We start from the raw sequence: 13,371 nt of genomic DNA on the forward strand, positions 1-13,371 counted from the left end.
TCAGGTGTCGAGGTCGCCGAGCATCATGTCGATCAGGTCGTCGTCGTCCATCGCGTCGATGGAGTTCGTCTCCTTCTCCTCGGTGTCCTTCTCGACCTGGTCCTTGCCGCTCGCCAGCTCGGTGAGCGTGTCGAGCAGGCCCGCGCGGCGCAGCCGCTCCAGCGGGATCGACGTCAGAAGGGCACGGATCCTGGCCTCTTCCGGGTCGACGTCCGGCTCGGCCGGGCCGTCCGTCGCCACCCGGCCGCGCAGGTACTCGGCGAGCGCCGCGGGCGTGGGGTTGTCGAAGATCAGCGTGGAGGGGAGGCGGAGCCCGGTGGCCGAGTTCAGCCGGTTACGGAACTCCACGCCGGCCAGCGAGTCGAAGCCGAGGTTCTGGAAGGAGCGGTCGGGCTCGATGGACTGGGCGCCGCTGTGCCCCAGCACCATCGCCGCGCTGCCGCGCACCAGGTCGAGCAGCGCCCGCTCCAGTTCGGCTCCGCTCAGGCCGGCCAGCCGTACCTTGGCCGATTCGGGGGCGGTCGCCTTCCCGCCGGCCGCCGCCTTGCTCCGCGCCCGGACCACACCGCGCAGCAGCGTGGGGATGTCGGCCTGGCCGCCGCTGAGCGCGGAGGTCTCCAGTCGCATCGGCACGAGCAGGGCGTCCTCGCTCCTGGCGCCGGCGTCCAGCAGCCGCAGACCGCCCGCCATGGACAGGGGCGCCATGCCCTCGCGCGCCATGCGCACCATGTCCGCCTGGCTGAGGGTGCCGGTCATGCCGCCGGCCTGCTCCCACGGGCCCCAGGCCAGTGAGACCGCCGGGAGGCCGAGGCCGCGCCGGTGTGCGGCGAGCGCGTCCAGGAACGAGTTGGCGGCGGCGTAGTTGCCCTGTCCCGGGCTGCCGAACACACCGGCGACGGAGGAGAACATCACGAACTCCGCCAGGTCCGTCTCCCGGGTCAGCTCGTGCAGGTTCCACGCCGCGTCGACCTTCGGCTCGAAGACCGCGTCGATCCGCTTCGGCGACAGGGTGTCGATGACACCGTCGTCGAGTACGCCCGCCGCGTGCACGACCGCGGTCAGCGGGTGGTCGGCGGGTATGTCGGACAGCACCCGCTCCAGCGAGGCGCGGTCGGCCACGTCACAGGCCGCCAGTGTCACCGACGCGCCCGCCTCGGTCAGTTCGGCCGCGAGGTCGGCGGCGCCCTCCGCGTCCGGCCCGCGCCGGGAGACCAGCACCAGGTTGCGCACCCCGCGCTCGGCCACCAGATGGCGTGCCACCTCGCGGCCCAGGCCGCCGGTGCCGCCGGTCACCAGTGCCGTGCCCTCGGGGTCGAGGGTTCGGGGCATGGTGAACACGTTCTTGCCGATGTGCCGGGCCTGGCTGATGTACCGCACCGCGTCCGGGGCCCTCCGCACGTCCCACGCCGTCACCGGGATGGGGTGCAGCGCACCGCTGTCGAAGAGCTCGACCAACTCGACCAGCATCCGCTGGACCCAGTCGTAGTCGGCCGCGACCAGGTCGTACGCCGTGTACTCCACCCCGGGGTGGTCCTGGGCGACGACCTCGGGGTCGCGCACGTCGATCTTGCCCATCTCCAGGAACCGCCCGCCCCTGGGCATCAGCCGCAGGGAGGCGTCGACGAACTCGCGGGCGAGCGAGTCCAGCACCATGTCCATGCCCCGGCCGCCGGTCGCCTCCATGAAGCGCGGCTCGAAGTCCAGGTCACGGGAGGAGGAGATGTGCTTCTCGTCGAACCCCATCGCCCGCAGGGTGTCCCACTTGCCGGGGCTGGCCGTGGCGTACACCTCGGCGCCGAGGTGGCGTGCGAGCTGCACGGCCGCCATGCCCACACCGCCGGTGGCGGTGTGCACCAGGATGGTCTCGCCCGCCCGCAGCTTGCCGAGTTCCACCAGGCCGATGTAGGCGGTCAGGAAGACCACCGGCACGGAGGCGCCCTGCGCGAACGTCCAGCCGCGCGGCATGCGGACGAGCTGCCGCCGGTCGGCGATCGCGACGGGCCCGAACGAGGCGTTGATCATGCCCATGACCCGGTCTCCGGGGGCCAGGTCGGTCACGCCCGGGCCGACCTCCAGGACCACACCGGCGCCCTCGCCGCCCATGGTGGCGTCGTCCTCGGGGTACATGCCGATGGCGATCAGCGCGTCACGGAAGTTCAGACCGGCGGCGCGCACCGCGATCCGGACGTATCCGGGGGCCAGCGGCGCCTCGGCCGCGGGGTCGGGCAGCAGCGCGAGGTTGTCCAGGGTGCCGCCGCCCGTGGTGCCGAGCTTCCACGCCGAGGTGCCGGCGGGGGCTTCGAGCACCCGCCCGGAGGCGTTCCTGGCGAGCCGGGGGACCAGCCCCTGGCCGGTGCGGACCGCCACCTCGTGCTCGCCCGCCGCCAGCGCCGTGGTCACCACACCGGCGGTCGCGGTGACCGACTCGGCGTGGCGGTCGAGGTCCACCAGCAGGAACCGGCCCGGGTTCTCGGTGGCCGCCGAGCGCACCAGTCCCCACACGGCGGCGTTGGACAGTCCGGCGACGCCGTCGCCGGGTCCGGCGGCGACAGCGTCCCGGGTCACCACGACCAGTCGGGAACCGTCGAACCGGTCATCGGCGAGCCAGGACTGCACCAGGGCCAGCGCCCGGTGGGTGGCCTTCCGGGCGGCGTCGGCGAGATCGTCGGCGTCCGGGTCCGCGCCGCACCAGGCCCAGACCACGTCGGGCATCTCGGTACCCTCGTCGAGGGCGGTGACGAGCGCGTCCACTCCGGTGTACTCGGCGTGCTCGACACCGGAGGCGGCGAGCAGTTCGGCCACCCGCGCCCGGTCGGCGCCGACCACGGCCGTGGACACACCGGCCTCGGTCCGGTCGCCGCCACGGGCGGCGGCGAGCACGTCCCAGTTGGCCCGGAAGAGCGTTCCGTCGCCGCCGGTGGAGCGCGGCCCGGACGCGAACCGCTCCGCCGCCACCTCCCGCACCACCAGCGACTCCACGAAGGCGACGAGCGCGCCCGTGGCGTCGGTCACCAGCAGCTCGACCGTGTCCTTGCCCCGCGGGCGCAGCCGCACCCGCACCCGTCCGGCGCCCACCGCGTGCAGGCTCACCCCGGTGAAGGAGAACGGCAGGGTCACGCGTCCGCTCTCGCCGCCGAAGTCGCCCATCTCCATGGCGTGCAGAGCGGCGTCGAGCAGGGCGGGGTGCAGGCCGAACCGTCCGGCTTCCTGGGCGGCCGAGTCCGGCAGCGCCACCTCGGCGTAGACGTCGCCGTCCAGCCGCCAGACCGCCTCCAGGCCCTGGAAGACCGGTCCGTACCCGTAGCCGGCCTGGGCCAGGCCCTCGTAGAAGCCCTCCATCGGCACCTGCTCGGCGCCCGGTACGGGCCACTGGAGCAGGCTGTCGGTGACCGCGGCGCCGCTGTCCGTCTCCAGGACGCCCTGGGCGTGCCGCACCCACTCCTCCCCCGGCTCGTCGCTGTCGGAGCGCGAGTACACGCCCAGCGGCCGTGAGCCGGACTCGTCGGCGGGGCCGACCACGAGCTGGACGCGGACGCCGCCCTGCTCCGGCAGGAGGAGCGGGGTCTCCAGGGTGAGTTCGCCGAGCCGTCCCGCCCCGGTCTCGACGCCCGCGAGCAGGCCGAGCTCCACGAATCCGGTGCCGGGGAAGAGCACTCCGCCGGCCACGGCGTGGTCGGCGAGCCACGGGTGGGTCTGCAACGACAGGCGTCCGGTCAGCACCGTACGGTCGCCCTCGGCCAGTTCGGTGAGGCCGCCGAGCAGCGGGTGGTCCACCCTGCCGAGGCCGACGCTCCGGGCGTCGCCGGTCACGGCGCCGCCCGCCTCAAGCCAGTACCGCTTGTGCTGGAAGGCGTAGGTGGGCAGGGCGACGCGGCGCGCACCGCGCCCGGAGTACACCGCGTCCCAGTCCACGCCGACGCCGTTGGCGTACAGGGTGGCGACCGCCTCCGCCAGCGTCTGGGCCTCGGCCCGCCCGGAGCGGGCGAGGGGCACGAAGGCCACGTCGGCGTCGACGGCGTCCAGGCAGTCCTGGCCCATCGCGGTCAGCACGGCGTCGGGGCCCAGCTCCACGCACGTCGTCACGCCCAGGTCGGCGAGGCGACGCATACCGTCGTCGAAGCGGACCGCTTCCCGCACATGGCGCACCCAGTACTCCGGGGTGGCCAGTTCGGCGCCCGCGACATCGCCGGTGACGTTGGAGATGACCGGGATGGCCGGGGCCGCGTACGGCAGGCAGGCGGCGATCTGGCCGAACTCCGCCAGCATGGCGTCCATCCGGGGGGAGTGGAACGCGTGGCTGACCCGCAGCCGCTTGGTCTTGCGGCCCTGGGCCTCCCAGTGGCCGGCGACGTCGAGCACCGCGTCCTCGTCGCCGGAGAGCACCACCGAGGTGGGGCCGTTGAGCGCCGCCAGCGACACCTGGTCCTCGCGGCCCTTCAGGCTCTCGGCCACCTCATGCTCCGATGCCTGGACGGCCACCATGGCGCCGCCCTCGGGCAGTTCCTGCATCAGCCGTCCGCGGGCCGCCACCAGGGCGCACGCGTCCTCCAGGGACAGCACCCCGGCGACGTGGGCCGCGGCGATCTCGCCCACCGAGTGCCCCATCAGGAAGTCGGGGCGCACACCCCAGGACTCCAACAGGCGGAACAGGGCCACCTCGAAGGCGAACAGCCCGGCCTGGGTGAACATCGTCTGGTTGAGCTCGTCAGCGGTCGCGGCGGCGTCGTCATCGGGGCCGAAGACCACGTCGAGCACGGAGGCCCCGAGGCGCACGTCCAGGTAGTCGCACGCCTCGTCGAACACGTCGGCGAAGAGCGGGTAGGTCTCGTAGAGTTCACGGCCCATGCCCAGTCGCTGGGCGCCCTGGCCGGTGAACAGGAACGCCACCCGCTGCGCCGTGGACCTGCCCCGCACCAGGCCCGGCGCGTCGGTCTCCTCGGCGAGCGCCGCGAGGCCGCGCAGCAGCCCCTCACGGTCGGACGCCACCACCACGCCACGGTGTTCGAGCGCGGCTCGTGTCACGGCGGACGACCATCCGACGTCGACCGGCCGCGCGTCGGGGTGGCGCACCACGTGCTCGCGCAGCCGCGCGGCCTGCGCCCGCAGCGCCTCCTCGCCCCTGGCGGACACCAGCCAGGACACGGGCTGGGAAGCCGCGTCCGTGTCGGCGTCGGCGTCCGTGTCGGCGTCCGTGGCGGGGGCCGGCTCCGGCGGCGGGGCCTGTTCGATGATGGCGTGCGCGTTGGTGCCGCTCATGCCGAACGAGGAGATACCGGCCCGGAACGGCCGCCCGGTCTCCGGCCAGGCGCGCTGCTCGGCGAGCAGCGCCACACCGCCCGACGCCCAGTCCACGTGCGGCGTCGGCACCTCCACGTGCAGCGTCCTGGGCAGGATGCCGTGGCGCATGGCCATCACCATCTTGATGACGGCACCCACACCGGCCGCCGCCTGGGTGTGGCCGATGTTCGACTTGAGGGAGCCCAGCCACACGGGCTGCCCCTCCGGGCGGCTCTCGCCGTACGTGGCGATCAGCGCCTGCGCCTCGATCGGGTCACCGAGCGAGGTTCCGGTGCCGTGCGCCTCGATCACGTCGATCTGGTCCGCGGTCAGCTCGGCGTTGGCCAGCGCCTGCCGGATGACGCGCTGCTGGGAGCGCCCGTTGGGGGCCGTCAGACCGTTGCTGGCGCCGTCCTGGTTGACGGCGGAGCCACGCACGATCGCCAGCACCTCGTGGCCGTTGCGCCGAGCGTCCGAGAGCCGCTCCACCAGGAGGACGCCGACGCCCTCGGCCCAGGACGTGCCGTCGGCCTCGGCGCCGAACGCCTTGCAGCGCCCGTTGGAGGAGAGCCCGCGCTGGCGGCTGAAGAGGATGAAGTCACCCGGGGTGGGCATGGTGGCGACGCCGGTGGCGAGCGCCAGGTCGCATTCGCCCTGGCGCAGCGACTGCGCCGCCTGGTGCACGGAGACCAGCGACGAGGAGCACGCGGTGTCCACGGTCCACGCCGGGCCCTCGAAGCCGAAGGTGTAGGAGATGCGCCCGGAGGCGACGCTGCCCGCGATGCCGGTCAGCGCGTAGCCCTCGAGGCCGCTCTTGGTGCTCTGCAGGTGGGGCCCGTAGTCGTGGTGCTCCGCGCCGGTGAAGACCGCGGTGCGGCTCCCCCGCAGCTTGGTCACGTCGATTCCGGCCCGCTCGAAGACCTCCCAGCTCGTCTCGAGCAGCAGCCGCTGCTGCGGGTCCATGGCGAGCGCCTCACGCGGCGATATGCCGAAGAACTCCGCGTCGAACTCGGCCGCGTCGTGGATGAACCCGCCCTCGGTCGCGTAGCTGGTGCCGGGGCGGTCCGGGTCCGGGCTGTAGAGCGCCTCCAGGTCCCAGCCGCGGTCGGTGGGGAACGGCGTGATGGCGTCCACGCCCTCGGAGACGACCTTCCACAGGTCCTCGGGGCTGTTGACACCGCCGGGGAAACGGCAGCTCATCCCGACGATCGCGATGGGGTCGTCCGAGCCCACGACGGCACGCGCGGGAGCGGCGTCGTCCGTGGCCACGGGGAAGAGCTTCCGGTGGAGGTGGTCCACGAGCTGACTGGGTGTCGGGTACTCGAAGGCGAGTGACACCTCCAGGGTGAGCCCGGTGGCGGCGACCAGTCCTCGGTGCAGGTTGACCGCCGCGAGCGAGTCCAGTCCCAGGTCGAGGAACGAGCTCTCCGCGTCGAGCGTGCGCGGTGAGTCGGACCGCAGCGCCGCGGCGACGTGTGCGCGTACCAGGTCGAACAGGACCCTGCGCTGTTCGTGGTCCGGCAGGTCGTGGAAGTCCGGACCGAGTGAGGGCGGTTCAGGGCTCTCGTCGCGGTCCGGTCCAGCCTGCGCGATGGAATCTCCCGAGTCACTGGACCCGTTCAACATGGTGCTCACCTAACTCCTGCCTTGGGTAAAACCCTGCGTCAAAGCTGTGGGCCGGGCCGGCCTCGGCCGCGGCGTGGGGCGCCCGCCCGCGGGCCGTCGGCGCGGGCGGGCGCGTGATGCGCTAGAGGTTGGCCACCCAGTCCTCGATGGCCTGTGCGGTGGTGCCCGCCTGCTTCTCCATCATCGTGAAGTGGGTTCCGGGCACGTCGACCACGGAGTCGGCCGGCCAGTCCGACTGCCAGCCCGCCGCGTCCGCGTCCACCTCGCCCATCGGTTCCGCCGCCCGGACGAGGAGGCTGGGAACCGCGCTCTCCGGCGGCTTCCATCCCTCGAACAGATGCAGGTACCACCCCATGGCCGACATCCGGACGCCTTCCATGGAGACGAGGGCGTCCCGCTCGTACATCTCGTCGAGCATGGCGTTCTCGAACTGGCCGATGCTCGCGCTGTCCGGAAGGTAGGTGTCCAGCAGGACGACTCCCGCGGGCGGTGTGCCCTGGCTCTCCAGAGCGGCGGCCACCGAGTGGGCGACCATTCCGCCGGCCGACGAACCGACCAGGACGACCGGGGCGCCGTCGGCGTACTCCGAGACGATCCGTGCCTGGAGGCGGAACAGCGCCTCCGGGGTGGCCGGAAGGCTCTCGCCCTGGACGAACCCCACGGCGGGCAGGGCCGCGACGTCCCGGCTGCCCCGGAACGGGGCGGCGAGCTGCGCGTACTGGTGGACGCCGCCCAGCGCCATGTAGGAGGAGCAGCACATCAGCCGGGGGCGCTCGGCACCCCGGGAGAGCCGTACGGGCCTGATGGTCCCCTCGAAGTCGGCCGGGTCCTCGAAGGTGGGACGCAGCCGCGCGGCGTTCACCAGCAGATCCATGCCGACCTTGGTCTTGCCCTGCGCCGCCGCCTCCCGGAACAGGGAGCCGAGGGTGTCGGGCGCGTCCGCCTGCGACGCCGCGGGCGCGGTCGCGGGCGTCGGCGTGTCGGCCTGGGCAGCCGATGACGGCTGGGTCTGACGGTCGGCGGGAGCGGACGCGATCCCGGCCGCGAGCCGGGGCCGCAGGTAGGACACCAGCTCCAGGGGGCGCGGGTGGTCGAAGACCACCGTGGTGTCCAGCCGGAGGCCGGTGACCGCGGCGAGCTGGTTCCGGAACTCCACCGCCGTGAGGGAGTTGAAGCCCATCTCCATGAACTCGTGGCTGGTGTCGACCTCGTCGGGTGACGTGTACCCGAGCACCGCGGCGGCGAGCGTACGCACCAGTTCGAGCAGCGCCTCCTCGGTCTCGGCCTCCGACAGCCCGGCCAGTCGCTGGCGCAACTGGGTGGACTGGTCGCCGGCCTCGGACTCGACCGCCCGGGCCGTACGCCGGATCGTGGGCTCCGGGACGATGGCGCGGAACACGGCGGGCATCGCGGCGCCCTGGGCGCGCAGCGCGCCCAGGTCCAGCCGGGTGGGGATCACCACGGCCTGGCCGGAGGTGACGCCCTCGTCGAACAGCTCCAGGCCCTCCGTGGAGGAGAGCGGCACCAGACCCGAACGCGACACCCGGCGCAGGTCCCCCTGTCCGAGGTGGCCGGTCATGCCGCTGGCCTGCTCCCACAGGCCCCACGCCAGCGAGACACCCGGCAGCCCCTGAGCCCGTCGCCATGACGCGAGGCCGTCCAGGAACACGTTGGCCGCGGCGTAGTTGCTCTGTCCGGCCGAGCCGAACACACCGGCGGCCGACGAGAAGAGCACGAAGGCCGACAGGTCCATGCCCGAGGTCAGCTCGTGCAGGTTCCACGCGGCGTCCACCTTCGCCCGCAGCACCGGCTCGACCCGCTCGCGCGTCATGGACGCGAACAGCCCGTCGTCCAGCACCCCGGTCGCGTGCACCACGGCGCTCAGCGCGAACTCCTCGGGCAGCCCCTCCAACACCGCGGCGAGCGCCGCACGGTCCGAGACGTCACACGCCGCGATCATCACCTCGGCGCCCGCGGCCTCCAGTTCGGCCCGCAACTCGGCCGCGCCGTCCGCCTCCGCCCCACGGCGGGACAGCAGCACCAGCCTCCCGACGCCGTGCCGGGTCACCAGATGCCGGGCCACCAGGCCGCCCAGCACACCCGTGCCGCCGGTCACCAGCACCGCGCCGGAGCCGAACGTCGCCGACTCGGGAGCGTCGCCCGAGGGCAGCGCCCGAGCCAGGCGCGGCACGCGGACCTCACCGGAGCGCACCACCACCTGCGCCTCGCCGGAGGCCGCCACACCCGCGAGAAGCCCCGCCGACTTCTCGACGTCGTCGGTGTCGACCAGCACCACCCGGCCCGGGTTCTCCGACTGCGCCGAGCGCACCAGTCCCCATACGGCCGCGCCCGCCAGATCCGTCACACCGTCACCGGTGTCCACGGCGCCGCGCGTCACCAGCACCAGCCGGGTCGCCGCGAACCGCTCGTCCGCCAGCCACGACTGGACGGTCTCCAGCGCCTCGGCGACCCGCGTGTGCACCTCGTCCACCACGGCCGCGCCGCCCGGGACCACCGGCAGCACCACCATGCCGGGCATGAGCGTGCCCGACGACACGGCGTCGCCGAGCGCCACCGGGTCCGTGTACACATCGACGGTGACGCCCGACATCTCCAGCGCGGCGCCCACGCCGAGGAGGTCGTCGCCCAGCACCGCCGCCCAGCCCGGCGCCACGCTCTCGGTGGGCTTGACCGCGTCCGCCGTCCACTCCACGCGGAACAGCGCGTCACCGTCTCTCCGGCCCGCGTTCCGCAACGCCTGGGCCTGGATCGGCCGCAGGACGAGGGAGTCGACCGAGGCCACCGGGCGGCCCGACGTGTCGGCTATCGCCAGGGACACCGCCTTCCGCCCGTCCGGGACCATCCGGACCCGGAGGGCTCCCGCGCCGACGGCTTCGAGGGAGAAGCCCCGCCAGGAGAACGGCAGCAGAGTGCCCGCGCTCGGCGCGTCGTCGCCGCCGCGCATCGCCTTGCTCACGCCGATCGCGTGGAGGGCCGCGTCGAACAGGGCCGGGTGCAGGCCGAAGTACTTCGCGGTGCCGAGCTGCTCCTCGGGCAGTTCCACGTCGGCGAACACCGCGTCGCCGCGCCGCCAGGCGCGCCGCAGCCCCTGGAACGCGGGGCCGTAGCGCAGCCCGTGCTCGGCGGCGTGCTCGTACCCGCCGGAGATGTCGACGGGCTTGGACCCGGAGGGCGGCCACTTCCTGAAGTCGAAGGAGGCCGCCGGGCCAGGCGGGGTGAGCACACCGCGTGCGTGCCGTACCCAGGGATTCCCGAGGTCGGCCCGGTCCTCGTCGGACTCGATCCGCGAGTAGACGCTCACCTCGCGGTGGCCCGCGGCGTCGACGTCCCCCACCTCGACCTGGATCTGCACCCCGCCGCGCTCGGGCATCACCAGGGGCGCCTCGATCACCAACTCCTCGACCCGGGCGCACCCCACCTGATCCCCCGCCTGTACGGCCATCTCCATGAAGGCCGTACCGGGCACCAGCGCCACGCCTTCCACCGAGTGGTCGGCGAGCCAGGCGTGTGTGGCGATCGACAACCGCCCGCTGAGCAGCACCCCGCCGCCACCGGCCAGCGAGACCACGGCGCCCAGCAGGGGGTGCCACACCGATCCGAGGCCCACCGAGCCCGCGTCGCCGACGGCCGCGGTCGCGTCGAGCCAGTAGCGCTGGCGCTGGAAGGCGTAGGTCGGCAGCTCCACCCGACGGGCGCCACGCCCCTGGAACACCTTCCCCCAGTCGACGACGACCCCGCTGGCGTGCAGCTCGGCGGCGGAGGTCAGGAACCGCTCGGCCCCGCCCTCGTCGCGCCGTAGCGTGCCCACGACCACCGCCCGCGCCTCGGCGGCCTCCACCGTCTGCTGCACGGGAAGGGTGAGCACGGGGTGCGGGCTCACCTCGACGAGCACCGTGAGGCCGTCCTTCAGCAGGGTGCGGGTGGTGGCCTCCAGCTCCACGGTCTGCCGCAGGTTGCGGTACCAGTACTCGGCGTCCAGACCGGCGGTGTCCACCACTTCACCGGAGACGGTCGAGTAGAACGGCACCTGCGAGGTGCGCGGCTCGATGTCGACCAGGGCCTTCAGCAACTCCTCGCGGATCGACTCCACGTGGGCGGAGTGCGAGGCGTAGTCCACCGGCACCCGGCGAACCCGCACCTCCTCACCCTCAAGCTGGGCCACCATCTCGTCCAGCGCACCCGGATCACCGGAGACGACGACCGAGCCCGGGCCGTTGACCGCGGCGACCGATATAGCGCCATCCCAGGCGCCGATGCGCTCCTTGACCTGCTCGACCGGCAACCCCACCGACACCATGCCACCGCGACCCGCCAGACCACCCGCGATGGCCCGCGACCGCAACGCCACCACCTTCGCGGCGTCCTCAAGCGACAACGCACCGGCCACACAGGCCGCCGCGATCTCACCCTGGCTGTGACCCATCACCGCATCCGGCTCGACCCCCACCGAACGCCACAACTTCGCCAGCGACACCATCACCGCGAACAACACCGGCTGCACCACATCCACCCGGTCATAACCGGGAGCACCCTCGGCGCCACGCAGCACGTCCGTCAGCGACCAGTCCACATACGCCGACAGGGCCGCCTCACACTCACCCACCGCATCCGCGAACACCGGCGAGGAGTCCAGCAGCCCCACCGCCATACCCGCCCACTGGGCGCCCTGACCCGGGAACACGAAGGCGGTCCTGCGTCCCTTCGCGGCCTGCCCCCTGACCACGCCCGGGGTCGCCTCGCCCTGAGCCACGGCCAGCAGGCCCCGCAGAAGGCTCTCGCGGTCGTCGCCGATCACCGCCGCGCGGTGCTCGAACGCAGAGCGGGACACGGCCAGGGAGTAGCCGATGTCCGCCACCGACGCCGCCGCGAGTTCGTCGTCCTCGGCCGTCAGTCGGGCGTGCAGCCGCTCGGCCTGTGCCCGCAGCGCGGCCTCGCCCTTGCCGGAGACGAGCCACGGCACGACGGGGGCGACGACCGTCACGGGTGCCTCGGCTTCCGGGCTCTCCCGCGGTTCGGCCGGCCCCGGTTCCTCGGCTTCGGGGGCCTGCTCGATGACGGTGTGCGCGTTGGTGCCGCTGATCGCGAAGGAGGAGATCGCCGCCCGGCGGGGCCGGCCCGTCTCCGGCCAGGGGCGTGCCTCGGTCAGCAGTTCCACGGCCCCCGCCGACCAGTCCACGTGCGGGGTCGGCTCGTCCACGTGCAGCGTCTTCGGCAGGACGCCGTGCCGCATCGCCATCACCATCTTGATGATCCCCGCGACACCCGCCGCCGCCTGCGCGTGACCGATGTTCGACTTGATGGACCCCAGCCACAGCGGCCGGTCCGCCGGCCGGTCCTGGCCGTAGGACGCGATCAGCGCCTGTGCCTCGATCGGGTCACCCAGCGTGGTACCCGTACCGTGCGCCTCCACCACGTCGACGTCGTTCGGGGTGAGTCCCGCGCTGTCGAGCGCCTGCCGGATCACCCTGCGCTGCGACGGGCCGTTGGGGGCCGTCAGGCCGTTGCTGGCGCCGTCCTGGTTCACCGCGGAGCCGCGCACCACCGCCAGCACGGGGTGGCCGAGGCGGCGGGCGTCGGACAGCCGTTCCACGAGCAGCACGCCGACGCCCTCGGACCAGTTGGTGCCGTCCGCCGCGGCCGCGAAGGGCTTGCAGCGGCCGTCGGAGGCGAGCCCCCGCTGACGGCTGAACTCGGTGAACGTTCCGGGGCCGGCCATCACGGTGATGCCGCCGGCTAGGGCGAAGTCGCACTCGCCCTGGCGCAGCGCCTGCGCGGCCAGGTGCAGCGTCACCAGGGACGACGAACACGCCGTGTCCACCGTCACCGCCGGCCCTTCGAGGCCGAGGACGTAGGAGACCCGGCCGGAGGTGACGGCGGGCGTCTGCCCCGTCATCAGGTGGCCCTCGACCTCTTCGGCCTCGATCGGACCGGCCGCGCCGTACCCCTGGAAGGCGGCGCCCATGAACACGCCGCCGGTGGTGCCCTTGACGGACAGCGGGTCGATGCCGGCCCGCTCCAGGACCTCCCAGGACGCCTCAAGCAGCAGCCGCTGCTGGGGGTCCATGGCCAGCGCCTCACGCGGGGAGATGCCGAAGAACACGGGGTCGAACTGCGCGGCGTCGTGCAGGAACCCGCCCTCGTTCACGTAGCTCGTGCCCTGGCTGTCGGGGTCCGGGTTGTACACCTCCTCGTGCCAGCCACGGTCCGTCGGGAACGGTGAGAGTCCGTCGGCACCGTCCGCGACCATCTTCCACAGCTCCTCGGGAGAGCTGATCCCGCCGGGGAAGCGGCAGCTCATCGCGACGATCGCGATGGGCTCACGCTGCTTCGCCTCCACCTCCTGAAGGCGCTGCCGGGTGCGGTGCAGGTCGGTGGTCACCCTGTTGAGGTAGTCGCGGAGCTTCGTCTCGCTCACTGTGTGCCGTCGCTTTCTTTGAACTGTGAAGT

Annotated in this window: 1 protein-coding gene and 1 pseudogene; both read right to left on the reverse strand. The window is 73.2% G+C overall.

The window, feature by feature from the left end:
• On the reverse strand, positions 1–6,912 hold the full coding sequence (locus tag AC3CHW_RS05785; RefSeq protein ID WP_488469771.1) for an SDR family NAD(P)-dependent oxidoreductase: 6,912 nt from the start codon (positions 6,910–6,912) through the stop codon (positions 1–3).
• Positions 6,913–7,024: 112 nt separating this feature from the next.
• A pseudogene (locus AC3CHW_RS05790) lies at positions 7,025–13,339 on the reverse strand (type I polyketide synthase); the annotation flags it as partial.
• Between the last annotated feature and the right edge of the window lie 32 nt (positions 13,340–13,371).

Source organism: Streptomyces sp. MGP-BFMKR1 (assembly GCF_057766585.1).